Origin of the sequence: Enterococcus diestrammenae (assembly GCF_049384045.1) — a bacterium.
In the GTDB taxonomy this organism is placed as follows: Bacteria; Bacillota; Bacilli; order Lactobacillales; family Enterococcaceae; genus Enterococcus_C; species Enterococcus_C diestrammenae.
Map to the genome: position 1 here is coordinate 27,296 of NZ_JBMRGR010000014.1, position 23,817 is coordinate 51,112.

Here is a 23,817-nt window from a genome sequence, read left to right on the forward strand (position 1 = left end):
TGTATTAGCAGGTGCATCATTACTAATGTTAGGTATCTTCTCGGGATGTTCATCATCAAATGAAAAAAAGGAGATGCTAAAGGTGACAAAGAAATTGAATTTTGGACAATTTCACTACAGCCAACCTTTAACGATTACTTTAATGAGGTTATTAATAATTTTGAAAAAGAGAATAAGGGATATAAAGTTGTTTGGAAAGATTATCCATACGATACATTGAAGAATAAATTGCTAACTTCTATTTCAAGTAATGATGTTCCCGATATTGTTAATTTAAATGCGGAAATGGCATTGTCAATGGGATCGAAAGCAGCTCTTTCAAATGCTGATGATTATTTAAGCGATAATCAAAAAAATTCATTTTTTGAGGGAATATATGATGCTCCTAAATTTAAAGATCAAACTCTTGCTGTACCTTGGTATACAACTTGTCCAGTAATGTTTGTTAATAAAAGTATTCTTGAAGATGCAAAAATGTCGGCTGAAAATTTACCAACAAATTTCGAAGACTATATTGATTGGGCAAATGAATTACATGAAAAAAGCGGGAAATATGCCACTACAGCCGTCCCAGATGTAAGGGATACACTAGTAACAAATGGTGTAAAAGTTTTGAATGATGATCATACTAAAGCGGTTTTTAATAGCTCTGAAGCTATTGAAGTTTTAACAGATTATAAAAAAATGATTGAAGATGGTGTTGCACCAAAAGATGCTTCTACAATTGATGCACAAGTTCAGATGTTTGCATCTGAACAATTAGGATCAGTTATTAATGGAACAACATTTATTAATGCATTAAAAACCGCCGCACCTGATGTTTATGAAAATACTCTTGCTGTTCCTGTTCCATATTCACATACACTTTCATCAAGTATGTTTTTAACCGTCCCTGAAAAATCTAATAATAAGGATTTAGCATACAAATTTGTAAATTATGTTACAAATGCAGAAGAGCAACTAGCATTCTCAAAAGTCGCGAATACATTACCATCCACAAAAGAAACAGTTAAGGATAGTTTCTTTACTGAAAGCAATGGTTCTTTGGAAGACGATGCGAAAGTAGCATCAGCAAATAGTCTTGATAAAGCGAACGAATTGGCATTGGATGTTGAGCTATTTGATGAAATTAATAAAGGAATGCAGAATATTTTACTAAATGGTGCGGATGTTCAATCAGAACTGAATAGAACTGTTGATGCTGTTAATGAAAAACTTAAATAAGAAGAGGAAACATATGAAAACTCAGAATACTTTGTCTGAAAATATGAGTCATTTAAAAAGAAAACATATCAATCGTGAATCTCGAACTGCGTGGTTATTCTTACTTCCGGGTATTGTACTTCTAATGTTATTTGTATTTTGGCCGATTATTTATAGTTTGCCACTTGCATTTACTAACTATTCTGTTATTGCCGAGCCAGCTTTTGTTGGCTTGGCGAATTTTAAAAAAGCTTTTTCCGATCCTGACTTTATTATGTCATTAGTAAATTCCCTGATTTATGTATTAATAGTACCAATTATGCAGATTTTCTCAATGCTCTTAGCGAATATGGTTAATCAAAAAATTAGAGGTATTAAACTTTTTAGGACACTTTATTATATTCCGGTAGTTACTTCTACAGTTGCTGTTTCTATCATTTGGAGTTGGTTATTGAGTTCAAACGGCCTTATTAATGCTATGTTAAAGATGACGGGAGTAATTAGTGAAAATATTGGTTGGCTAACTAATAAGCAAACGGCTCTTGCAACGTTAATGTTCATTACCCTATGGAAAGGGTTAGGTTATTATATGATGATTTATTTAGCTGGATTGCAGTCTATTCCAGGTGAGTTAATAGAAGCAGCAGAAATGGATGGTGCTACGAAAGTTCAAGCCTTCTTTAAAATAACAATGCCGTTATTGAGGCCGCAAATTGTACTGTGCTCACTCATGAGTTTGATGGGTGCTTTACGAGTCTTTGATGAACCGTTTGTTTTAACTAAAGGTGGGCCAGCAAATAGTACGATGACTAGTAGTTTGTATATTTATAAAAATGGTTTCGAAAAATTTGATTTTGGTTATTCTGCGGCTTTAGGGTTAATAGTGAGTGTCATTGTAATTCTATTAAGTATTGTAATTTTTAAATATAATAAAAAGGCTGAGGAAGGAATGTATTAAGATGAAAAAAATTTCGAAAAAAATTATATTGTATTTCTTCCTAATGATTGTCGGATTACTAATGGTGGGTCCTTTTCTATGGCTCTTTTTTTCGTCAGTCCTTCCAGGTACTAATGTCTACGATTTTCCAAATAATTTGCGAATTGAAAACTTGGGTCTGAAAAACTATAGCGAAGTTATGGAATTTATGGATTTTGGAAAATATATTTTAAATACAGTGATTATTACGTTGATTTGCGTAATGTGTAATGCTTTTTTATCAAGTTTAACAGCATACCCTTTGGCAAAAATGAAATTTAAGGGTAAAGGTTTAATCTTTAATGCTATTGTTGCAACGATGATTATTCCGGCTGCTGCAGGAATGATTGTAAACTATATAACAATTACCAATCTTGGTTTAGTTAATTCCTTTATCGGGGTGATTTTACCTTCAGCTGTATCTGTTTTCAATATTTTTTTAATGCGTCAAGGATTTCTTTCGATTCCTGATTCGATTAGAGAATCAGGAAAAATGGATGGGGCAAGTGAAATGACAATTTTCTTAAAACTAATAATGCCTATGATGAAACCAACTCTTGCTGTTGTCGTATTATTTCAATTTATGGCAAACTGGAATGATTTCTTGTGGCCCATGATTGTCTTAAATGATACTGATAAATACCCACTAGCAGCAGCTTTAACTTTATTAAACGGACAGTTTTCTTATAATTTTGGATGGATTGCTGCAGGTACGGTTATTTCTGTAATACCAATTATTATCGTATTTATTTTTACTCAAAAGTATTTTGTTGAGGGTGTATCCGGAGCGACGAAAGGATAATTTTTAATGAAAAAAGTTTTTATTAGTTATGCATCTAGTGAAATTTTAGAAGATGGTATTGCTGAAGTCTTGAAGTATTTAGGTGCTGAAAAACAGAATAGTTTAACAGAAGATTCTATTGAATTAGTAATTACCCTAGATAATAATTTAATAGGTTATCAGTATAAAAGACGAAACAATAAATATTTTCTAACAGCCTCGAACATATCATCCTGTTTTAGAGGGTTGACTCGGCTCCTAAGAATGCAGGATCAATCATTTGAAGAGTCACGGAATTTCAAAGAATTGTCTCTATCTTTAGATTTGTCAAGAAATGCTGTTATGAAAGTTCCTGAGTTAAAAAAATTTTTATGTAGGCTTGCTTCACTTGGGTATGATACATGTTTTCTGTATTTGGAGGATACCTATACTTTAGAGAATCAACCGTACTTTGGGTATCTAAGAGGACGATTTTCTTCAGAAGATTTATGTGAACTTGATAATTATGCACAAGGGTTGGGTATTGAATTGGTACCTGCAATTCAAACTCTTTCTCATTTAGAACGTCCACTAAAATGGCATGATTTTCATAATGTAAAAGATACAGAAACATCATTAATGGTACATGGTGAAGAAACCTATCAATTGATTGATCAAATGATAGGAACTATCAGTAAATGTTTTAAATCTGAACGAATCCATATAGGAATGGATGAAGCACTGAATTTAGGTAGAGGAGAATTTTTAAAAAAGCATTCTTACTGTTCTCAGGAACAACTTTTTCTAGAGCATTTGAAATTGGTAGTAAAAATTGTAAAGAAATATGGTAAAAAGCCACTTATTTGGAGTGATATGCTATTACGTGTATTATCACCAACAGGTGATTATTATGATAATAATGTTGAAATCAGTGATTCTTTTTCAAAAATGATACCTGACTTAACAATAGTTTATTGGGATTATTATCATGATAATGTTGATGATTATAAAAATATTATAAAAAAACATTTGAAAATGTCTGAATCTATATATTTTGCAGGGGGAATTTGGACTTTTAATGGGATTGCTCCAAACTATGGCCGTATGTTTACGAATACTATTGCTGCAATCCAAGCTTGTAAAGAGATGAGTATACAACATGTGATGGCGACCATATGGTTTGATGATGGTGCTGAAACCCCCATTCAAACTTCTTATTTAGGATTACAGCTATTTGCAGATGCTCAGTTTGAATCGCAGATTGATTTTGAGTCAGTATCTAAAAACTTTGAGCTTTTTCAAGCTGAATCTGCAGAATTTTATCAGTTATTAGATCAATTTGATCAAACTCCAGGAGTTAGTGTAAATAATCCCTATAGTTCATCTATTAGTAAAGTTATCTTGTATCAGGACATTCTAATGGGCTTGTACGATGAAAATATCAAAGAGTATTCTCTCACAGAACATTATCAGAAACTAAATAAGAAGTTGAGTGAACTAAATCTTAGCTCAACTATTTATGAACATTTTTTGTTATTATCGAAAATCCTAGTATTGAAAGCACAGCTAGGTAATGAAATTCACCTGCATTATCAGTCAAATAACCAAACAATGTTAGAAAGAGACTTATCTAAGGTCAACGAACTAATAGAACTGTATATGACGTATGAGCAGACACATCATCGCCTTTGGACAGAGAGCTATCGTATAAATGGTTGGGAAGTTATAAATCGACGTTACTATGGTATGATTGGAAATTTAATAAATGCTCGTCGTAGTATCGAACAATATTTAATATCAGAAGGAGATCAGAAAATACCGGAACTTCATGAAAAACTTTTGCCCTACAGTGATTGGTATACTAATCTTGATGGAATTTTGGCAGCCAATTTTTATTCAGAAATTCCAAGTGTAAATAAATTATAAGAGGTAAAAAAATGAAAATACTTTATATTCCTATTGATGAAAGACCATGCAATTATCAGTATCCATTAAGAGCTGTGCATTCTATTGAGAATATCCAAGTTGAATCACCCACAATTGATTTACTCGGAGAAAAGAAGAAGCCAGCAGATACAGTAAAACTTTGGAACTTTATTTTTGATAATATTGAAGATGGAGATATTCTTATTTTATCGACAGAAACTATGATGTATGGTGGATTGATTCCATCACGGCTTCACCATTTTGATCAAACAGACAAATTAGTTTTTCTTAATAAACTAAAAAAAGTAAAATCAAAGTATCCCAATATTACTATTTTCTTATCAAATATGATTATGCGTACGCCACAATATAATAGTTCTGATGAGGAGCCAGATTACTATGAGCATAATGGATTGAATATTTTTAATTTGGGCGTCTTATTAGATAAAGGTGCTAGAGGTGAACTTGATCAAACTGCAAGCGACGAAGTAATTAGTTTAAAACGAAAAATCGGTGAAAATGATTTAAACGATTTCGTTACACGACGTAAATTCAATAAAGACTTAACGCTAGAATTAATAGAATTAGTTGAAAATGGAGTAATTGATTTCATGGTTATTCCACAAGATGATTCACATCAGTATGGTTTTACAGCGATGGATCAATCAGTTATTTATCCAAAAATCGTGAAAAGGGCCTATCACAGTGTATTCTCGTATATCCTGGAGCGGATGAAGTAGGTTATGAATTGCTTGCTAGAGGTATTAATCAAATTAATAATAGTACGCCTAAAATATATGTTACTTACTCTTCAGTTAATGGACCTAGTATTGTACCAACATTCGAAGATCGGGAAATAGCTGAAAGCTTGAAATCACATGTTCTTGTGACGGGATCAAGATTGACATGTGATATAAATGAAGCCGATTTTGTCTTGGCGTATAATACTCCAGGTAAGAAAATGATGGAAAGCTCAATGCAATTAACACATAGAGACCTATCTTTTGATCGAAATCGTAATATTCCTTATTTTGTTGAAGAAATTACTGATATTTGCAAGAAAAAAATTCCAATTGCTATCTGTGATAAATCATTTTCTAATGGTGGTGATTTACAGCTTTTGGAACTGCTTAGTAACAGACCTAGATTATGGTCAAATATACTATCGTATCGAGGTTGGAATACAAATTGTAATGCTCTAGGTAGTGCATTAGCTGAGGGTATTTTTGGATTATTTAATAATCAAAATTTACGAAATGAAAATTTATTTTTAACATTGTGTGATGATTTATTTTACCAGCCAATTATCCGCGGCGAAATTGCCCAAAATTATTTATCTAAATGGGATTTAACCTATTTTGATTTAAAAGATAAACAATCCCTTGTCATTGATAAAACGTATGAGTTGCTAACTCAATGTTGGGAAAAATACTTTTCTAATTTGGATGTTCCAATTACAGTGGATGAAATTAAAGTTCTATTTCCTTGGAATAGAATGTTTGAAGTTTATGTCGGTAAAAAGAATGCTTAGTTTTGAAGACTATCTTGCAAAAATTTTGAATAATAGTGATTTGCTTAAGCTATTTGTTGGAATAGATGAAAGGCTAAAATCCTCGATAGAAGAGGATATGCTAGATTTAGCTTTTTTAATAGCTATTTGTGATGACCCCGCGAGATTGAAGACTCTTTATCAAGATGCTTTTTTTGAATCTAATACTGAAAATGAAGAGAAAGTAATTATTGCATATATGTTTTTGAAAAAGTCTTGGTATGTTCAATCTCTTTATATTCAAAAACAAATTCCTCAAGTAACTTATATCGATACAATGAGTTTTTATGGGAGAATCATCCACTATTATCAAGGTAAGATAGAATATGATATGTATGACATGTTATGGAGTATACGCCAGTTAGACTTAAAGGAATTTAGAATTGGCAGCTTTGAATATGAATTTAAAAATAATGAAATTAGTCTTCATGTACCACAGAATGCTTCCCTAGAGAGAAAAGATCGTTATCTTTCTTATCAAAAATTATGTTACTTTATTTCAAAGTTTTTTCCGTCATTTAGTAGGTCTAAAGTAAAGTGTACTTCTTGGTTACTTTCCCCAAATTTAGTTAGACTACTTCCAAAGAACTCTAAAATTTGTGATTTTTATAATGATTTTACTATAATTTCTGATATTGATATTGAGGATTATCGAAAGTGGGTTTATCAGGGGTCGAACGTTGAGGTTTCACAACTCCCAGAAAATACTTCTCTCCAGAAAAATCTTAAAAAGTATTTACTTAAAGGAAATAAGCTTGGAATGGGTGAAGGAATACTAAAGTCTAATTTAATCGAAAGAGATTTTAAGGAGGCTAGCACTAAATAAAAAATATATAGAAATAAAGCTGTGGTGTGACGTTAGTTTGATTAAGCCGCTTGATATGATTATTCTTCAGTCATATTGAGTGGCTTTTATTAGATAAGAGGAAATTGTCTAATACAATAGGACATATATAAAGCTCAAGTAGACTAATGGCCTCAATCTATTTATTAATAAGCTTGATAATTTTTTTGATTGGGTTAAAAAGAAAATTATTACTTATTCCTACCTGCCATTTCCAATTTACTCTATGCCTTAAATATAACAAGGTTCACCATGTTTATTTTTCTAAGTTTTGAATAGGTAATATATTATTGGGTAGTTATACTTCTATTAAATCCCCGCATCCTCCAAAATCAAATAAATCACAATCCGCTCTGGGACCGGTGAACGCCGAGTAATGGCGATAGTATTGCAGATACACTCTGGTTTGAGGCAGTTGCCACAGTTACCCGTTTTGATGCAGGGGGTGTCTTTTAGATTTAGCCGCCAAGAATTTAAGGGGGCGGTTTGATTACGGACCCTCTCTAGGGTGGTTTCTAAGTTGCCATAGACTTTGTTCATGCTGACAAAAGCGAGGACTTTTTCCGGACCAAAAGTGAGGGCGGCGACACGGTTGCCGATATTGTCCACGTTCACCAGTTCGCCAGTTTCCGCGATGCCATTGATACTCGTCAAAAAGTAATCGGCGGTCAAGGCTTGCCGCATCACCTGATGACGGGCTTCTGGTGTGGTGGTCCGTTCGCGATCAATGATTTTTTGACCCCGTTCATATAAGGCAGGGATCAGTCCTGAGGCGGTCACTGTCAGCGAACCACCGAAACCGACTGTTTTGGTAGGGTCGATAGCTTGTAGCGCATGTTCTTTGGCTTCGGCGAGAGTGGCACAAATCACGGGCTGAAAATTACGCCGGGTTAATTTTTTACTTAAGGTAATCGCTGCCGCGTACTTACGGGCGGTTTGAAAATCTTCCATGATGGGCTCCTGACTGTTTTGATGTCTCTATTTTGGACCAGTGGACTAGGGTTGTCTATAGCAAGCAGTAGGGAATTGGTGAAATTTTCACTGATTATGATTTGAAGGCTGCTTTAGCGATTTTTACAGTCTTTACGACAGATTCCAGTTTTTGTCGGAGAAAACTAATGAGAGCGCATACATATAAACAATCTCGTGTTATGTTCCCTTTGTTAGCAGGAAATAACTTGGGGGGGAGCAAATGACAAAAGTGAATAAACAGGGGAGAAGCTTGGCGGTGTTGTATGGTCTTTTGGTTGGAGCGGAAATGTTATTTCATCAGCAATACCAGCATCGATGGGCAAAGCTAGCATTGGTAGTGGTAATTGTAGGGATAGTTGCTTTCTGGCGCTACTTAGTTAAACAAAAAGTGATCCGGATTGGCTTATTTGGCCACCCAGCGGATCCCAAATTGTCGCGCAATGAACGCCGATTCTTGTATGGATTAGCCTTTTTATTCGCACCGATTTTCAAATTACGCCCTCTTTCCAGCCAGAATGTCCTACTCTCGCTGGGACTGTTACTGTTGGTGGTATTTTTATCTTTCATGGATGAGCGTTTTTATAGCAAACGGAGGATGCAGTAGACTCTAAGTAGCAATTTAAAATTAGCGGTTGTTAAAAGAAGCTAGCTGTGGAAATGGCTAGCTTCTTTGTGCGTCTGTAATTAAGTATTTATTAGGTTTTTCAGTATCACTACTATTGCCAAATCAGCAGGTTCTGGCGCTCAAAAATCAGAAAGGATGTAGTTCATTGGAGCAAATTTTTTATTGATAAGCAGTTGCTAAGGGCAAGCTACTGGATACGGAAAGGTTCCCAAAACTTCTCTTTTATATGATAATACAGTGTAAGCAATTACTCACTAACACCTTACGAGGAGAAGACGATGACCAATCAAATAGAATTACTTTTTACTTTAGATGAAGGCTACTTGAAACCTTTGAAAGTTGCCTTATTTTCGATTCAGTTGAATAATCCTAAGCAAGCTTTTCGGGTATGGCTCGTCCATGAGCGCATTTCAGCTGCCAGTTTGGCAAATATTCAGGCTTTTTGTGACCATTTGGGTTTTGCATTTTGTCCAATAAAAGTCGATGGTAGTCAATGGGAAAGTGCGCCAACTGTGGCCCGTTATCCTAAAGAAATGTATTTTCGACTATTGGCGGGGGAGATCTTACCTAAAGAGTTGACGAAAGTGCTGTATCTTGACCCAGATATCTTAGTAATCAATTCTTTGCAGGAACTATGGGAGACGGATGTGACGGATTACTTGCTAGCGGCGTGTACCCATGCCGGGTTGCTGGATTTAGCCACGCCATTGAATAAAGTCCGGCTAGATTTGGATCATGTGTATTATAATTCTGGAGTGATGTTATTGAATCTGGAGCAAGCTCGGGCCAAAATCAAGTGGGAAGATATCAGCCAGGTGATTGAGAAGCATGCGGCTTACTTGGTTTTACCTGATCAAGATATTTTGAATTATTTGTATGGCAAATATGCCTTATTGGTTGATGAGGAAAAGTGGAATTACGACGCTCGGATGTATGCCAAGTATCTCACTCGGAGTCTCAATAAACGGGATATTCACTGGGTCATGAAGCATACCGCGATTTTGCATTTTTGCGGCAAACCAAAACCTTGGAGCAAAAAGCATGACAATCGCTTTACACCACTGTATTTAAGTTATCAGAATATGGTTGAAGGGTTTGATGTAGAAAAGAGCTGAAATACGATAATACGGCCAACTAGTGGAATGCTGAGGCAGAGGAAAGGAAACATTTAAATTGAAATCATTAGACACACAAATCGGACTTGCAAGATTTGTGTGTCTGTTTGCCGTTTATTTAGTTACAAACGACTACTCATATAAATGGTTCATGCTTGTCAATTTCTATTTTTACGACAATTTATTATCGTTTTTCGATAATAAATTATTGCTAATGAGAAAGTCAGCCCTTATAATTGAAGTGTAGAATAAGACAGGGGGGAGTTAGATGAAAACGAAGAGTTATTTGCGTTTGACGCGTTTGTTGGGGATGTTGTTTTTCGTTGCTGGGGTGTTCGGTCTAATCTTAATAGTGGCTTGTCTTTTGGGGTATTTTCTAAGTGATAGTTTTTCTATCGACTATCATCCGGATATGATTACCTTTTATAGTTATAGCGCTACAAATAATGGGATTAATGGTATCGTGCGGACAGAAGTCGATTATGAAAAAATACGTAATACGGTAGCACTCATTGTGAGTATTCCCACTTTTATTCTGGTTTCTATCGCCAATTTCAAAATAAGCGCGCTTTTTAACGACTTGTCTCAAGGTGACACACCCTTTACTTTTGATAAAGCAAGAAAACTAAGAAAAATTGCTTATCTGTTTTGCCTTTTAGGTGTGTTACCCGTGATTTTATATCCCATTGTCTACTCGCTAGTTTCTGGTGATATCCAAATTACGATTGGTTTTGGTTATGATTTGATTATTGGCTTAATTTTACTGGTGGTGGCACAAGTCTTTCAATATGGGCTGTCCCTGCAGGAGTTCAATGAAGATGTGGTGTAAGGAGGAGAAAAAATGCCCTTAATTATTCGACTAGATAGGGTAATGGCAGATCGCAAAATTTCTCTGAAAGAGTTAGCGGATGAAGTCGGGATTACCAATGTCAATCTATCCAAATTAAAAAATGGCAAAGTTACAGCTATCCGCTTTTCGACGCTAGAAGCCTTATGCCGCGTCTTGGACTGTCAGCCAGGGGATCTAATTGAGTATGAACAAGCCCCCGAGGAATAGACCATCGCCTTTATAGAGAGTACTTTTAAAAGTAATAGTCGCCCATTGTGAATAAGATGATGCTGGATTTTGCTAGAAAGGAACTGAAAAAATAACCAAGCCAAAGAATACACCACGGATTACGACGAAGCGTCTCATTTTAAGAAAGTTTACCGAGGTAGATTTAGAGGACTTATTTCAAATTCTTAGAGATCCTAATGTCAATCGCTTTTTACCCTGGTATCCGTTAGAAACATTGGAAGAAGTGAAAAGCTTCTATCAGGAAAGGTATCAAAAGCAGTACCAACAAGATTGGGGATATGCTTATGCTATTTGTTTAAAAACTGACGATTCTCCCATTGGTTATATCAATGTAGCGATGGAGGAACCTTATGATTTTGGTTATGGACTACGTCAAGAATTTTGGCACCAAGGAATAGTTACCGAAGCGGCTATGGCTCTTGTTGAACAATTGAAAGCAGATGGTCTACCTTATATCACGGCAACTCATGATGTTTTAAATCCTCGTAGTGGTAGTGTTATGAAACAAATTGGGATGACTTATTGCTACTCTTATGAGGAACAGTGGCAGCCAAAGAATCTTCCTGTGATCTTTCGTCTGTATCAAATGAACTTTTATGGGAATAATGGGTGGATATATGATAAATACTGGCAGAATTCGCAAAATCATTTTATTGAGAAGGTATAGTGCAGAAAAAAATAAATAGAACCCCCTTGGTCGCTGCTGCGCTAACAAGGGGGTTCTGTTTAAAGAAGATTGTTTTATAGAGAATATCAATCGTTTGCTGTTGGTTTTTTATTCCCACTCAATATGAGTAGCTTCGTTAAAAAGCTATTATACCAGTGTTTTTCCAGCCTGTTCTTCAATTTGGTAGGGAAATGGTAGGGTTAGATTTTTACTGCTTGATTTCCGTTAAAGTTCGCAACACTTGATTAAAGGGCTAAATGATTATAAAAAGGCTCAAAAAGATTTAAAAAGTATGAATGCAGCTCGTTCGAAAATTAAAGCTCGAAAATTAAATATGAAGAAAACGGCTGATATTGTAATTGCAATTGGAATATTTATTGCTGTAGTTGGCTTTGCAATTTTTGCTGCTTCTGCAATAGCTAGTTGGGGCGCGTTTTTCTTAGTATTCATTTAGATAAGGAGAATACCTATAAATGGAATATTTTGTTAATGATGAACACTGGGATATCGAAGGTTATTATAAAAATTTAGAACAATTATCTAAACGTTTGGGTACTTCATATCATTTTCTAAAAGATAATTCTCTTCATGACTATCGATTAGTAAAGATAGAAGTAGAAGAATTAGCAAATCTAGTAATAGAAGTCAATCTGTATTTACGTAATCCTTATGAAGATATTGACTATATTATTAAATGGAAAAATATACAGAAATTTTCTTTTCGGTATGATTGCTTACAGTACAAATTTGCTAATACGGATGATTTTGTTACAGATGACGGCTACGGGAGCGTTGCAGAAGATGAAATCACCGCCTATGATGACAAGTATTTGCAACATGAGCTTCTTTTTACTTCGAAAATGAAGCTCTACTTAGTGGGGGAAAGTGTTGAAGTATGTTAGGAACAACTATTAAAGTATTTTCAGTTGCTTGAAAAAAAGTTGAGCTAATTAGCCCTAAAAAGTAGTGAACAAAAGAAAAAGCCCTTGTCAGCCGTTAATCTGACAAGGGTTTTTTGGTAGGGAAAATGGTAGGGAACCATCTTATTTTTAATGAAAATCAAGTCTTTTAGCTATTGAAGAATGTTGATTTATCGGGATTCCCCTTCCATATTCTGTTGGCTCTTTATTCCCATTCCAATGTTACAGGTGAGCTTAAAACACTGTTAAATCAATGTTTCTAGCACGTTGTATATTTCTTGGCGGGGATTCTGGCGGGAAACTAGATTATTCTTATTTTTTTATGGTTTGATTCCCGTTAAAAGCAATCTTTGTCTTTTTAGCAGTTTGAATCTTGATACTACCGGACATTTCCTTTGCGATACCTTCATCTGCACCCGACCACATATGGGAATAATGTTTTAGTGTGATTTCAGGGCTTGAATGACCCATTCGTTTGGAAAGGACTAATACTGAAACATTGAACTCATTGATTAGGAATGAAGCATGAGAATGCCGTAATCCCTTTGCTTGGATTTTATGAACACCGGCAAAGTTTGCATAACGCTCAATGATTCTTCCAATAGTGGACTTAATCATTGGAAGTCCATCATATGAGAAGACAAAATCATGAATTCCTACTTGGCTTTGACGCTTTTTCCAAGCTGCTAGAATTGCAAGAGTATCATCATCTAAGACAATTGTGCGCTTACCATCATCTGTCTTCGTGTAATCATTACGATCCCAGTCTGTGCGACTTCGTGTAACTAGCATATGGTGGACTCTAAGACGTTTGTTCCTAAAATCAATGTCATCCCACCACAAAGCCGTGCCTTCATTTACACGCACTCCTGTCATGTAATACACCCACAGCATGACAAAACACAAATGCTCGTAAAAATCATCGATGCAAATAGTTGCAATCACTTTTTCGAATTCATCTTTTGTCCAATAAGCAACATTGCATTTTCCTTTGGGGATAGCCTTCACACGTTTTGAAATATTACTCTCAAGATATTGCATAGTCACAGCCATATCTAAGCTTTTTCTGAACATACCGAAAATCAGACTAGCATAACTTTGAGAATAACCCGCACCACCAGAATTCTTTTCGGTTAGTAGCCAGGTTCGATAGGATTGTACATCTTCTACATTGATTTCGCGTAAAGGTTTGTCTGAAAAGCGGTCACGGATATTTTCTAAGGTCTTTTTTCGGACTGAAAAAGTACTTTCTTCTACATCTGTTTTGTATGCCGGGATATAGACCTTATCCATGAATTCACCATAGGTTAGATGGTAGTTTGCATATTTTTGGACTTGATGATATTCTCTCTTTATTCTAATCAATTCTTTGTAGGCTGCGTGAGCAGACGTGAACTTTTTTCCAGATTGGTCCGTTCTGCCTTTTTTGCGCAGTCTTTTTCCTGTTATACGATCGGTGCCTAGCTCTGTTTCATAGTAAAACTGATTTTCTTTATCTACATAAACTCCTGCATATTTCGTTTTAGCCATTGCTGTTTTCCTCCGACTCTAGTTCACAACCTAGAATGGATTCAACAACTTCTTTTGGCACGCGACCAACGCGCTTGTTCATATAGAATGGATATCCTCGTTGTACCATGATTTCTTTTGATTGTCTAATGATATTTTGTGCCGTATGTTTTGGATATCCCTGTTCCATTAGTTCATTTTTATCAATGAATGCTGCCATCAATTTCACCTCACTTAGTAAGAATCTTCATTTTCCAATTCCAGTATTTTTTGTTCGATAAAGGTCTGATCTGTTTCAGTGAATTTTTCTTTTCCTGTGGCTAGTAATTCTCTCAAATAGACTTCTGCTTGTTCTGATCCATAGGCTTGTAGAAAAGTTTCATAAATCATGGCGAGCGATTTCGAAGTGGCATTTTCTAACCATGCTTTTTTCTTGGAAAAGGTTGGCTTTTCACGAACTACACGTAAGGGGATTTTGGGAATACCCCCCACAAATTTATCCCACCATTTCATGTTCGACCAACGAGCTTTGTTGTGATAATTGACGGGGCCTTTGGGTTTGGTCTTGAAGCTGTAGTGGGAAGCTAAAATGCCGCGAATTACCGTGTTGAGTGGTATCCCTTTCGCAAGCTTTTCTACGGCTTGCCGAGCTTTCTGATCGGTTAATTCCAGTTCCCAGCGAACCCACTCGTTGACTTGGGCAATTTCCCCCGTTTTATCTCGGATTTCTTGCTTTTTGTCATAAATCCGCAGTAGTTGCGGCTGAGCGCCAATATAAAGCGTATGACCAGTCAGAATGCCTTCCTGTAGTTGACCACTGTTTACTTCCCGAAAGTGGCGACTTTGAGAGCTGAGTTGGCCGTTCTTCACGTATTTTTGCAAGGTAGACACAGGAGGGGAAGAGCCATCAAATAAATCCATTGCCAAATCGGTACGAGTAATGGTTCCTTTGGCTTTTAGAATGGTGGCTAAGAATTTCTGCCAATGCCAACCCTCCACACTAGACATATATTCTTCATATTGGCGACACCCTTGACCTGATAAGTTTACTAACAGATTGTTGTGGTGGTCACTTTGGTGAATGATAATATCTGCAAAGGAATAGTGAGAATCGTAAGTGGGAAAAGGGCTCCCTTTCTTTTCCGAAGTGAAGTCAGAAAGGGCAATTCCCAATAAGTCCGCAACTTTTTCCATTGAAGCATCCGGTAATGAAAAACGTAGAAAATCGATCAGACATTCGTTACTTTGCCGGTGTGTTTGGTTCATTCACTTCTCCTAGTTGATAGGAGGTGGCACTGATTTTCAATGCTGCAAATTGCCAGGTGTCAATCATTGGTTGACCTTCTCCCACAAATGATTTTTTCTGAATTTTTCGGGGATAGACATTTAAACCATTAAAACGAATGGGGATCAACTCGCCGTCTTCATAGTTATCTAAAATGGGTAATTCTTCTTGATGCTCGACCACAATGGTGATTGGGGAGCCGAGTTCTGTTCCGCCGTTATTCAGAACCAGTTCGACAAAAGCCCGATCATAGACTTTGAAGGTGAGGGTCATTAGCCCGGTTTCTACACGTTCGCCCACATGGTTCTGTTCACGTTCCATCCGCATTTGAATATCACTTTTGGCGACAACAAAACGTTGCGGGAGTTTGAATTGTTTGAGATCGAAACGTAGACTGGCTAGATTGACAGTTTCTGAATCGTTTAGTGAGATACTGGTTCCTTTTTGGATCATTAATTTTTTTGACATGTGTATTTCTCCTTTGATTTTGAATTTAGTCTTTGTTTTAATTGGTTGAAACAAAGTAGAGTGGGTGCACGAATCAGTTGCATAAAATTTCCTCCCTTCACTAACAAGAACAATTTGGAACCCCCTATTTTCCAAAAAATGTGGAATTTCTCATAATTTTCTTTGTGGATGATTTCCCTTCCATTACTACTACAATCTGAGTAGGGCAATTTTTCGAAACAACAGGCAATTAAATTAACTTGTAAGAGATTCTTAAACTATTTGCTTCTTAATCACCTCATTTCGAAAAAATTTCTTTTTTGAGAAAACACAAAAAAGACGTGTAAACGAACTCGGCTCTGCCGCTGGCAGCCGGTCCGTTCACACGTCTTTTGCTTTTCTATTTAGCTAATTTTGACGAAAATCGAATCTTTGAAGAATGCTTGTGAAGCCTTTTGTAGCAACCCTCAGAGGGATTTTCAATGAGTTCGGTACCCCCGTGTTACTAACGGGGTGATTTGCTAAGGTATAAAGGATTTTCCTTTTTCTTTCACTCTAATAAGAACAAAGAATACACAAATTGAGCAGGAAATTAATAGGACTAACATTAGTATTCGCTTCAAAAATTCGTTCCTACTACAAGTAGAGATAATTTCTGGTAAATTCAAAATATTGTGTTGGTCTTTCAAGAATAGTTGTCCCAGAGTTATCAAACATAAACTAACGGCAAAGGTAATTGTGAATTTTTCGAAGACGAGCGAGAGTGTTGCGCAAAGAACAGTAAGAAGTAGATACAAGAGAATTGTTCCAATGACATACTCAATCAGATAATTAAAAGCGGTCTTCATAACGATTTCACCTGTTTCGCCTAAAAAGAATAATGGATATTCCTTCATCCCAATTCCCGAGAAAATACTAACAATGACTGAAACAACAAGCAGTGGAAAAACAAAGCTCACACATAGAAAGGCAAAGTAAAGGATCATCTTCTTGAAGAAAAGAGTAACTGGTTTTTGCGGAGCGAGCCATATCCACACACTAGCAGTATCTGTTTGTTCGTCGGTAAAGTATTTACAGAGAAACAGAAGGGCCATTAACCAAAGAGTCGAGTAGGGAATTAGTTGAATAAAAAAGACAAAATAGTTAATTAATGGCAGTTTTTGGGTATGCAATGGTTCAATTAATGCTATCTGATGATTCGAAAAGTATTTCAATTTAGCACTAAGGAGTTTTTGCTCCTTGACTTGTTCACCAGTCTGCCCTGAAGCAATCATTTCTTGATAATCTTCTTGTGCAATCTCGCTTTGAGCCTGTAAAGCTTTCTTATCATCGCCGTTTTCCAAAGCTCTAAGAAGCGCTCGATACATTTCAACTTTTTTTGTCAGGGTAGCAATTCTGGTGGGATTCCCCTCTTGTTTCGTTAAGCGGTCAATTTCGGCTTCTAGATCTGTTTTTGTAGATTGGGCATCGATGATTTCTTGTACATCGCGGTTTTCTTGGGAACTGCTGAACTGAAAAATCAAAGGAATAAGAAGTAGGATCAAGAACAACAAGATTGGTGAGAAATTCAATTTTTTTGATCGAAACTTTTGCCATTCCCATTTCATGACGCAATCCTACCTTTGGCTAGTTTTTTTGCCAAAAAGAGGTTACTTGTCAAGAAAATAAGAATTAATACAGCGAGGATCAATAAACCTTTTTCAAGCGTAATCCCAGCAGAGGAAAAGGGAGTGGTGCCAACCAACAATCTCGGGAAATCCCAGTAGCTTGTCGGAAGAAATTTTGCGACTGTTGCTGGAAGAAAGTCAGACAAGTTTCCAAGAGCTAAAGGTAGAATCAGAATTTCTAAACATAAAAAAATTGGAATAAATTGTTTGAAAAAGTATTGAAGCAAGTACCCAATCAAAATTAGCAGGAAAAAGAAAAGTAAGGTGCAAGCTAATAGGAGTGTTATATATTGAATAATAGTAGTTTGTTGGACAATTTCATTTTGATTAAGGTAAAAAATCGGATAATTTAGATTGCCCACTCCATTTTTTACGGCAGTAATTGCAAAAATACCAGCTGTACCCACTATCAACAAGCTCGCTAAAGCAATCAAAAGTAAACCGGTCTTGTTACTCATAATTTTCAACATACTTTGGGGTGTGCTCCTTAAAAAATCGTTCGTTTTCTTGCGATGTTCATAGCTACAGAATAAGGCAATTAACAAAGCACCTAAACTAAGAAGTAAGGGATAGGGGATTTCTAAAAAGGTTGCAAATAAAAAATTGCTTGCAGGTAAATCAGCCGTATAAAAGGGATCAATCCATTTTATATCTGAGGATTGAAAAAAGCGCAGTTCTTCATAGTTTCGTTTCAATTCGGGAATCGTTGCACCAATTAAGTTTCCTTTTTCAGCTTTTTCCAGTTGAATTTTAGCTACCGCAGACTCTCCTGAGAGTAACTGTTTTTCATCGTGCATTCGAACACCGGTCAGAATTTGTTGATAGGCCTGTAATTCATCTTCGGAAGCTTTGATTAAATCCTCAGGAGCACTCTGTTCCTTCATGGAGTCAATTGCAGCCTGAAGAAGCTCACGATTTTCTTTGATATAATTAATCTTTTGGCTGGTTAAATCTGCTTGCTTCGTCTGATCCTGAATGAGCGGGGAAATTCCTACAAGAATGAAGACGAGTGTAAGAAGGAGGACAAACCATTTATTTATTTTCCAACTCTCAATTTTCATAGTCGAATCCTCCTGGAACACCGAATAAATCATTGTATTTTTCTTGAAGACTGTCAGATGTATCAGATAGTTCCACGAGCTTTCCATCATGTAAAAAGACAACCCGTGTACAAAGTGCAGCCACACTTTCCAGATTGTGAGAAGACATAATGATGGCTTTATTCTGTTTGGCAAGCTTCTTAATAAAAGAATTAAAGAGTTGTGTGTTTGTAGGATCAAGTCCATTCAAGGGCTCGTCAAAGAACAATAAATGAGCATCACTAATACAGTATAAAGAAAGTAATAGTTGTTGCTTCATTCCAAGAGAAAGGTTCCGGACTTTCATATCTTGAAAGGATGCAATTTGAAAAAGGGCTAATGTCTCTGAAAGTAGAATAGTAGAGTGCCAAAGTTCTTTGGTCATTTCTAGATGTTGCTTTACTGTTAAATCAGGATAAAGATTTTGGGCACTTTCCAGAAAAAAGATTTGTTTTAAATACTTCTCTCGTTGATTCGCTAATTCAATTGTTTCATCAATCGTCAGTGTTCCATCTAGTCGTGGAAGCAGGCCGACGAGACTTTTTAGTAATGTTGTTTTACCAGTGCCATTGGGAGCGACTAATCCCACTACTTCACTCCCTTCAATCGAAAAATCCAACTGAGTTAGAATACTTTGTTTCTTATAGTTCACTGTAAGATTATGGACAGTTAGCATTTACTTTCCTCCCGTATTTCAAGTGATAAAACCAAAAATGACTTCGAAAATATATCGAAGCCATTTTTTCATCTTACCAAACGTTGTAAGTATTTTGGCGTCTCCAGATGATAGACGATCCATTAGGAGTACGACTAATGTTGTTGTATCCCGTCCGAACAAAGCTAGTATTATATCGTAATTCCCGAGTTGTCTTATCACGTTTCGAACTGTAGGAGCCATCACTATACTGAGTTACCGTGTAGTAATCTTCAACAATCGCCACTTTAATTCGTGGGGTAGGTGGTACCACATCAGTTGAAGTTGCAGCATAGCTAGCACTACCCACGGAAAGCAAGCTTAAAGCTACTAATGAAGAAGCAATAAATTTTTTCATTTTAAATCTCCTTTTTTATTATAATTTTGTTTGATGCTTACCTTTGAGCTTTTAATAAATAGTAAAAATACTTATTTAGATAAAGTTATGAGTGTGTCTCCTAGACTTGAAAAAAAATGTATCGTTCGGTTGGCTACAGAAACTTTCTAAAATTAATATTTTTCAAATTAGTATTACAATCAAAAGATTATGTGCATCTAATCCTTTGATTGTAATACCGTATGGGATAAGCTATTCGTCGTTTTTAGAAGGTCTTTTTTTAAGTTCTTTCTTTAAATCATTAACACTGATTAGTAGTTTTATATTAGTAACTACTAAAGCAACTAAACTTCCCAAAATAATTAAATTAGCTAAAATTCCTGAATATATCGCTACTTTCGCCATAATCCAACCTCCGACCTATTATTTAAAATTATAATCCAGCCAATATCTATCGTTTCCTACTCTAAAGTAGCAATATTTAGTTGAAGTTCCCGGAATAAGCCCAAGTCCAGGGGCCACATACCATTGGCCTTTTATACCACCATATGCTGAATAAGTAGCTGTTTCAGTTCCTCTAAAGACCCCATTACTTAACCAAGTCCATGAACCAATTCCATTCACAAGAGCGCTATAAACCCTATTGAGTTTATCGTAACCCTGCTGAGTATGCTGAAAATCTACTTTATAAGAAGCCTGAATTCCAATTGCTCCTTCAGTGGCAGACACTTTCATTCCATTACATATTGCGTAACCTGACCCACTCTGCCATGAACCACCAGATGTACTAGCTCCACGACTTGATTTTGACACAGGAATCATTGTTTCTAATACAGTTTTCTTATCAACTTCGTTTTGGTTTTTATCTAAAAATTTGGCATCAGTGAAATCATATTCGATAATCGTTTTATTTTCAAAATGCCTTTGGAAAGATCGGTGGGTGATGAAGTATACGTAGTTTGAAATACATAAGGAGATACTTTTTCCATAGTAATTTGTGCCGTTGAGTGAGTAGATATCTCTTCAGCGCTAACCGGATTACCAAAGCACAATACAGCCCCTAAACCAACAGCCGGCATAACAGCAATTTAAAGATTTTCATAGTTTAACCACCTTATTATTTTTTTAACAACTATACTTGAATACATTTCTGTTATTGCATATTACAGTTAATCGAGTAAAATTTGTTAGTAACAACTAAGGTAAAGCGTCTTATTGCTAATTAGAATAAATTTAGTACCTTTGGAGTTCTCACCTCCAGATAAATTTGGCGCTAGTTTCTGTCTAATAAACTTACTTTCCCAGATCTATTCGCATTCACTTAGACTTTGCATTGAGAAAATAAACTACTAGAAAAATTATTTTCGGATGTTTTAGTTTTTCAAGAATAAAATTTTTCTTTAAAGTAGTCTGATTGTATACTATGTTTAAAGATAGTATGAGAGTAGAGAAGGTAAAATAACAAAAAAATTTGTACGGGGAAAATTTATTCTTTGGTGTTGATAATAGATCTGAATCCTGCTTGTACATTGCATCTGACTAGTAATTGGGACTAACGCATTGTTAATCAAATCATCCCTATCAACTCGATGTTTATCTTGTGAATTAGCTATTTTGCTAGAATCGACAATTAAGCCCGAAGTATTTGAGCATCCAACAGCAAAGAATACAATTTGTCTTGTCTCATCTCATAGAGAAGACTGGTTAGAGCGAAAATGCCATAGTTATTTTCGTCAGGATAATTTTCTCTTCAAAAGAATTTATCATATGTGGAATTATAAAATGAGAGTGACAGAATTAGCTGTACCAACCAATATAGTATTTTCCGGAGCTAATGTACTCATAGTAGAGTAGTGTCTTACCAGCAAATTTTTTGGGAGGGATTGAAGGGAATCTGTAAGAGTATAATGCAGTTCCTTCAATAGCTTGATTTGTTTGTATCACCTCCTCACCATTGTTCACAAGTACACCTGGTCCTATCATTAAGGAGCAAGCTAAGGTAAATAACACAGTTTTCAATTTTTTTCCTCCTTTCTCTTTATTCAAAGTGTATCAAACCAGCAATATATTAAATACTGGACGGGGCTGTTCGTCTGGTTTTGGAGGATATTCGTCTCCACGAATCGTAGTATAATTTTGTTATAGTAAAAAAGTAGGTGAAGGCATGAACTATTTGTTCTTATCGTTTTGCTCCACAATTCCGGTTCTTCCATTTCTACTGAATAGTAGAAAGAAGAAGCATCCATTTTTTTTGTTAGCTGTTTTTATTGGTATTTTTATTTTTCAAAATTACACTTTTCCAGTGGTTGGAACAATTGCTACATTTTTACTTATCTTTGTTTTCCTATTATCTTCAGAACGTGATCTCATCACGGCATTTATTTACTCTGCAACATTCTTCTTAAATAATTTGGCATTGCAGATTATTGTATCTCCCATAATTTCTATTCTTTCAATGAAAATGGAATGGTGGATGATAGTTATATTTCAAGCTGGGTTTTATGTATTCTTCCAGTTTTCTCTATCTAAGCTAGAGGTATGGTTTTATGAAAAGTATGTGGATACAGAAATAGTGAAGATTATAATCGCTATGTTAGCATTAATTGGTTTTTTATATAGTATTTGGCTTAATGATTTACCGGGAATTAACGCAGCTGAATCGGGAAACCTTCTGAGAATCACAATAATTGCAGCGTTATGTGCGGTCTTCCTGTTTCTGTTGGTAGTTTTATTTTTTGCACAGCGAACAATTTTAGATCGAACAAAAGTAGCGCAAGAAAAAGTAGAGATGGAAAACAGTAAAATTTACTATCAAGAACTAGCAAAAAACGCCCAACAAATCCGAAATTTTAAGCATGATTTTCAAAATCTTTGTCTTGGAATGGAGTTGGTAATTCAAAAAGGTGAAATTGACGAAATTTCAAAATACTTTGAAGAATATATAGAAAAACCAAGCAGACAACTCTCGACACTTGCATATAACCTCTCTGCGTTAGAAAGATTAACGAGTGTTCCACTAAAAAGCTTACTGTATGCGAAACTAGGAACAATAGATTCAAAATCTGTGCATTTGGTAATAGAAATTGACGATAATATAGTATTTTCGGAATCCTACTTATCCAATCTGATTCGAGGTTTGGGGATTATTCTGGACAATGCACTTGAAGAACTAGCTTTTTTAGGTGGAGGAGAGTTAAATATAGGGGTTAAGCAAAATGATACTGATATTCAGTTGACTGTTGAAAATTCCTGTCGGAAAAATTTACCACCACTTTATGAACTTCAAAGTGTTGGATATTCAACTAAAGGCTCGAATCGGGGGTTAGGATTAGCTAGTTTAGAAAATTGTTTATCGGAATTTCCATTTCTATTGAGAACACAAATTTCATCAGAACGATTTATTCAAGTTATTATTATTGAAGGGTCTGAGACAAAATGATCAAAGTGTTTGTGTGTGAAGATAATCATCATCAAAGAGAGTATTATGTAGAACTAATTATGAAAATTTTCCAGGAGGACAAGTGGGAGGGAGAAGTCTACTCATTTTCAAATCCCTATTCTTTGTTGGAGAAGTGTAGTCAAAACTACTCACTTGAAGAAAAATATTTATACATATTAGATATTCATTTATCATCTGATATGGATGGAATTGAGCTTGCAAAAGAGATTAGACGGTTTGATTCTCAAGGAGAACTAGTTTTTTTAACAACAGATGGAGAACAGATGCCTATTACCTTTCGATTACAATTAAAGGCCTTGGATTATATCTTAAAAGATCAAGAGGATAATCTCATGGAAGCTTTTTCCAGATGCATCAATCAAGTATCTAAGATAGATTATGCTAATCAACACTACTTAGTAATTGAGAGTAAGGGAATGTTCTATCGATATCCATTTCAAGATGTGATGATTCTTTGTACTAGCGGAAAAAAGAATATAATTGAACTTCATACTCGTCAGGGAATAGAAGAATTCAGGGGGACATTGAAAGATATTTTGAAAGATTATCCTGAACTACTTCAAATACACCAGGGAATTCTAGTAAATCCCATTAATATTATGAAAATAGACGAGAAAAATAGAATATTGACTATGTTGAGCGGGGAACAATGCGACATTGCATACCGATATCGAAGAAAAGTTTTGGAATATCTTAGAACGTGA

At 35.5% G+C, this 23,817-nt stretch carries 26 protein-coding genes and 1 pseudogene; 15 read left to right on the forward strand and 12 right to left on the reverse strand.

Annotation, left to right across the window (positions count from 1 at the left end; all coding sequences use genetic code 11):
- Positions 1–108: 108 nt before the first annotated feature.
- The 6 genes and pseudogenes from ACO03U_RS10250 to ACO03U_RS10275 all read left to right on the forward strand — a co-directional run bounded on the left by ACO03U_RS10250 (position 109) and on the right by ACO03U_RS10275 (position 7,240).
- Positions 109–1,224 carry an ABC transporter substrate-binding protein gene (locus tag ACO03U_RS10250; protein ID WP_423104726.1) on the forward strand — a complete coding sequence of 372 codons (1,116 nt, stop codon included), beginning with the start codon at positions 109–111 and terminating at the stop codon, positions 1,222–1,224.
- A 13-nt stretch (positions 1,225–1,237) separates the two neighbouring features.
- Positions 1,238–2,161, forward strand: a complete 924-nt coding sequence (locus tag ACO03U_RS10255; protein WP_204687257.1) for a carbohydrate ABC transporter permease — start codon at positions 1,238–1,240, stop codon at positions 2,159–2,161.
- Between the two features lies 1 nt (position 2,162).
- The gene (locus tag ACO03U_RS10260; protein WP_204687258.1) at positions 2,163–2,981 is read left to right on the forward strand and encodes a carbohydrate ABC transporter permease; all 819 of its coding nucleotides are present in this window, start codon (positions 2,163–2,165) and stop codon (positions 2,979–2,981) included.
- 6 nt (positions 2,982–2,987) lie between these two features.
- Positions 2,988–4,865: a beta-N-acetylhexosaminidase gene (locus ACO03U_RS10265; RefSeq protein WP_204687259.1), complete on the forward strand. Its 1,878-nt coding sequence runs from the start codon at positions 2,988–2,990 to the stop codon at positions 4,863–4,865.
- 11 nt (positions 4,866–4,876) lie between these two features.
- Positions 4,877–6,396, forward strand: a pseudogene (locus ACO03U_RS10270) (DUF4127 family protein).
- Positions 6,374–7,240, forward strand: a complete 867-nt coding sequence (locus ACO03U_RS10275; RefSeq protein ID WP_423104728.1) for a hypothetical protein — start codon at positions 6,374–6,376, stop codon at positions 7,238–7,240. The pseudogene ACO03U_RS10270 and the gene ACO03U_RS10275 overlap by 23 nt, the downstream one beginning before the upstream one ends.
- A gap of 327 nt (positions 7,241–7,567) precedes the next feature.
- Here the strand turns inward: ACO03U_RS10275 and ACO03U_RS10280 are convergent, their stop codons facing one another.
- The gene (locus ACO03U_RS10280) at positions 7,568–8,209 is read right to left on the reverse strand and encodes a lactate utilization protein (protein WP_204687262.1); all 642 of its coding nucleotides are present in this window, start codon (positions 8,207–8,209) and stop codon (positions 7,568–7,570) included.
- A 241-nt stretch (positions 8,210–8,450) separates the two neighbouring features.
- Between ACO03U_RS10280 and ACO03U_RS10285 the strand changes: the two genes are divergently transcribed.
- The 7 genes from ACO03U_RS10285 (at position 8,451) to ACO03U_RS10315 (ending at position 12,617) form a co-directional block, all read left to right on the forward strand.
- Entirely contained in the window at positions 8,451–8,834 is a 384-nt protein-coding gene (locus ACO03U_RS10285; protein WP_204687263.1) for a hypothetical protein, read from the forward strand.
- A gap of 299 nt (positions 8,835–9,133) precedes the next feature.
- Complete coding sequence (locus ACO03U_RS10290; protein ID WP_204687264.1) at positions 9,134–9,970, forward strand: glycosyltransferase family 8 protein; 837 nt, start codon at positions 9,134–9,136, stop codon at positions 9,968–9,970.
- A gap of 268 nt (positions 9,971–10,238) precedes the next feature.
- Positions 10,239–10,799 (forward strand): DUF2975 domain-containing protein, encoded by a 561-nt coding sequence (locus tag ACO03U_RS10295; protein ID WP_204687265.1) that lies wholly within the window; start codon positions 10,239–10,241, stop codon positions 10,797–10,799.
- A 12-nt stretch (positions 10,800–10,811) separates the two neighbouring features.
- On the forward strand, positions 10,812–11,027 hold the full coding sequence (locus tag ACO03U_RS10300; protein ID WP_161869010.1) for a helix-turn-helix domain-containing protein: 216 nt from the start codon (positions 10,812–10,814) through the stop codon (positions 11,025–11,027).
- Positions 11,028–11,163: 136 nt separating this feature from the next.
- A complete protein-coding gene (locus ACO03U_RS10305; RefSeq protein WP_423104730.1) occupies positions 11,164–11,715 on the forward strand; it encodes a GNAT family N-acetyltransferase in 552 nt (183 codons plus the stop codon).
- Positions 11,716–11,956: 241 nt separating this feature from the next.
- A complete protein-coding gene (locus ACO03U_RS10310; RefSeq protein WP_204687266.1) occupies positions 11,957–12,169 on the forward strand; it encodes a hypothetical protein in 213 nt (70 codons plus the stop codon).
- Between the two features lie 19 nt (positions 12,170–12,188).
- Complete coding sequence (locus ACO03U_RS10315) at positions 12,189–12,617, forward strand: hypothetical protein (protein WP_204687267.1); 429 nt, start codon at positions 12,189–12,191, stop codon at positions 12,615–12,617.
- Positions 12,618–12,947: 330 nt separating this feature from the next.
- Here ACO03U_RS10315 and ACO03U_RS10320 read toward each other — a convergent pair whose 3' ends face one another.
- From ACO03U_RS10320 to ACO03U_RS10370, 11 genes are all read right to left on the reverse strand, one after another.
- Positions 12,948–14,165 carry a tyrosine-type recombinase/integrase gene (locus ACO03U_RS10320; protein ID WP_161869008.1) on the reverse strand — a complete coding sequence of 406 codons (1,218 nt, stop codon included), beginning with the start codon at positions 14,163–14,165 and terminating at the stop codon, positions 12,948–12,950.
- On the reverse strand, positions 14,158–14,364 hold the full coding sequence (locus tag ACO03U_RS10325) for a DUF3173 domain-containing protein (protein WP_010745209.1): 207 nt from the start codon (positions 14,362–14,364) through the stop codon (positions 14,158–14,160). The genes ACO03U_RS10320 and ACO03U_RS10325 overlap by 8 nt, the downstream gene beginning before the upstream one ends.
- 14 nt (positions 14,365–14,378) lie before the next feature.
- The gene (locus ACO03U_RS10330; protein WP_161869007.1) at positions 14,379–15,410 is read right to left on the reverse strand and encodes a replication initiation factor domain-containing protein; all 1,032 of its coding nucleotides are present in this window, start codon (positions 15,408–15,410) and stop codon (positions 14,379–14,381) included.
- Positions 15,385–15,897, reverse strand: a complete 513-nt coding sequence (locus ACO03U_RS10335) for a hypothetical protein (RefSeq protein ID WP_137598938.1) — start codon at positions 15,895–15,897, stop codon at positions 15,385–15,387. The genes ACO03U_RS10330 and ACO03U_RS10335 overlap by 26 nt, the downstream gene beginning before the upstream one ends.
- A 500-nt stretch (positions 15,898–16,397) precedes the next feature.
- On the reverse strand, positions 16,398–17,483 hold the full coding sequence (locus ACO03U_RS10340; protein WP_161869006.1) for a hypothetical protein: 1,086 nt from the start codon (positions 17,481–17,483) through the stop codon (positions 16,398–16,400).
- Positions 17,480–18,604: a hypothetical protein gene (locus ACO03U_RS10345; protein WP_161869005.1), complete on the reverse strand. Its 1,125-nt coding sequence runs from the start codon at positions 18,602–18,604 to the stop codon at positions 17,480–17,482. Before ACO03U_RS10345 ends, ACO03U_RS10340 begins: the two co-directional genes overlap by 4 nt.
- Complete coding sequence (locus ACO03U_RS10350; RefSeq protein ID WP_161869004.1) at positions 18,594–19,298, reverse strand: ABC transporter ATP-binding protein; 705 nt, start codon at positions 19,296–19,298, stop codon at positions 18,594–18,596. The genes ACO03U_RS10345 and ACO03U_RS10350 overlap by 11 nt, the downstream gene beginning before the upstream one ends.
- 73 nt (positions 19,299–19,371) lie before the next feature.
- The gene (locus tag ACO03U_RS10355; protein WP_161869003.1) at positions 19,372–19,674 is read right to left on the reverse strand and encodes a hypothetical protein; all 303 of its coding nucleotides are present in this window, start codon (positions 19,672–19,674) and stop codon (positions 19,372–19,374) included.
- A 231-nt stretch (positions 19,675–19,905) separates the two neighbouring features.
- On the reverse strand, positions 19,906–20,058 hold the full coding sequence (locus ACO03U_RS10360) for a hypothetical protein (protein ID WP_161869002.1): 153 nt from the start codon (positions 20,056–20,058) through the stop codon (positions 19,906–19,908).
- Positions 20,059–20,076: 18 nt separating this feature from the next.
- Positions 20,077–20,388, reverse strand: a complete 312-nt coding sequence (locus ACO03U_RS10365) for a hypothetical protein (RefSeq protein ID WP_161869069.1) — start codon at positions 20,386–20,388, stop codon at positions 20,077–20,079.
- Positions 20,389–21,450: 1,062 nt separating this feature from the next.
- The gene (locus ACO03U_RS10370) at positions 21,451–21,672 is read right to left on the reverse strand and encodes a hypothetical protein (RefSeq protein WP_161869001.1); all 222 of its coding nucleotides are present in this window, start codon (positions 21,670–21,672) and stop codon (positions 21,451–21,453) included.
- Positions 21,673–21,817: 145 nt separating this feature from the next.
- Here ACO03U_RS10370 and ACO03U_RS10375 point away from each other — a divergent pair, with 145 nt between their 5' ends.
- Positions 21,818–23,092 carry a GHKL domain-containing protein gene (locus tag ACO03U_RS10375; protein WP_161869000.1) on the forward strand — a complete coding sequence of 425 codons (1,275 nt, stop codon included), beginning with the start codon at positions 21,818–21,820 and terminating at the stop codon, positions 23,090–23,092.
- Positions 23,089–23,817 carry a LytR/AlgR family response regulator transcription factor gene (locus ACO03U_RS10380; protein WP_161868999.1) on the forward strand — a complete coding sequence of 243 codons (729 nt, stop codon included), beginning with the start codon at positions 23,089–23,091 and terminating at the stop codon, positions 23,815–23,817. The genes ACO03U_RS10375 and ACO03U_RS10380 overlap by 4 nt, the downstream gene beginning before the upstream one ends.

Excerpts from the sequence above, each read along its gene's own strand:
- ACO03U_RS10255 (WP_204687257.1), top strand. The coding sequence starts at position 1,238 with ATGAAAACTCAGAATACTTTGTCTGAAAATATGAGTCATTTAAAAAGA.
- ACO03U_RS10260 (WP_204687258.1), top strand. The coding sequence starts at position 2,163 with ATGAAAAAAATTTCGAAAAAAATTATATTGTATTTCTTCCTAATGATT.
- ACO03U_RS10265 (WP_204687259.1), top strand. The coding sequence starts at position 2,988 with ATGAAAAAAGTTTTTATTAGTTATGCATCTAGTGAAATTTTAGAAGAT.
- ACO03U_RS10275 (WP_423104728.1), top strand. The coding sequence starts at position 6,374 with ATGTCGGTAAAAAGAATGCTTAGTTTTGAAGACTATCTTGCAAAAATT.
- ACO03U_RS10280 (WP_204687262.1), bottom strand. The coding sequence starts at position 8,209 with ATGGAAGATTTTCAAACCGCCCGTAAGTACGCGGCAGCGATTACCTTA.
- ACO03U_RS10285 (WP_204687263.1), top strand. The coding sequence starts at position 8,451 with ATGACAAAAGTGAATAAACAGGGGAGAAGCTTGGCGGTGTTGTATGGT.
- ACO03U_RS10290 (WP_204687264.1), top strand. The coding sequence starts at position 9,134 with ATGACCAATCAAATAGAATTACTTTTTACTTTAGATGAAGGCTACTTG.
- ACO03U_RS10295 (WP_204687265.1), top strand. The coding sequence starts at position 10,239 with ATGAAAACGAAGAGTTATTTGCGTTTGACGCGTTTGTTGGGGATGTTG.
- ACO03U_RS10300 (WP_161869010.1), top strand. The coding sequence starts at position 10,812 with ATGCCCTTAATTATTCGACTAGATAGGGTAATGGCAGATCGCAAAATT.
- ACO03U_RS10315 (WP_204687267.1), top strand. The coding sequence starts at position 12,189 with ATGGAATATTTTGTTAATGATGAACACTGGGATATCGAAGGTTATTAT.
- ACO03U_RS10320 (WP_161869008.1), bottom strand. The coding sequence starts at position 14,165 with ATGGCTAAAACGAAATATGCAGGAGTTTATGTAGATAAAGAAAATCAG.
- ACO03U_RS10325 (WP_010745209.1), bottom strand. The coding sequence starts at position 14,364 with ATGGCAGCATTCATTGATAAAAATGAACTAATGGAACAGGGATATCCA.
- ACO03U_RS10330 (WP_161869007.1), bottom strand. The coding sequence starts at position 15,410 with ATGAACCAAACACACCGGCAAAGTAACGAATGTCTGATCGATTTTCTA.
- ACO03U_RS10335 (WP_137598938.1), bottom strand. The coding sequence starts at position 15,897 with ATGTCAAAAAAATTAATGATCCAAAAAGGAACCAGTATCTCACTAAAC.
- ACO03U_RS10340 (WP_161869006.1), bottom strand. The coding sequence starts at position 17,483 with ATGAAATGGGAATGGCAAAAGTTTCGATCAAAAAAATTGAATTTCTCA.
- ACO03U_RS10345 (WP_161869005.1), bottom strand. The coding sequence starts at position 18,604 with ATGAAAATTGAGAGTTGGAAAATAAATAAATGGTTTGTCCTCCTTCTT.
- ACO03U_RS10350 (WP_161869004.1), bottom strand. The coding sequence starts at position 19,298 with ATGCTAACTGTCCATAATCTTACAGTGAACTATAAGAAACAAAGTATT.
- ACO03U_RS10355 (WP_161869003.1), bottom strand. The coding sequence starts at position 19,674 with ATGAAAAAATTTATTGCTTCTTCATTAGTAGCTTTAAGCTTGCTTTCC.
- ACO03U_RS10360 (WP_161869002.1), bottom strand. The coding sequence starts at position 20,058 with ATGGCGAAAGTAGCGATATATTCAGGAATTTTAGCTAATTTAATTATT.
- ACO03U_RS10365 (WP_161869069.1), bottom strand. The coding sequence starts at position 20,388 with ATGAAAGTGTCTGCCACTGAAGGAGCAATTGGAATTCAGGCTTCTTAT.
- ACO03U_RS10375 (WP_161869000.1), top strand. The coding sequence starts at position 21,818 with ATGAACTATTTGTTCTTATCGTTTTGCTCCACAATTCCGGTTCTTCCA.
- ACO03U_RS10380 (WP_161868999.1), top strand. The coding sequence starts at position 23,089 with ATGATCAAAGTGTTTGTGTGTGAAGATAATCATCATCAAAGAGAGTAT.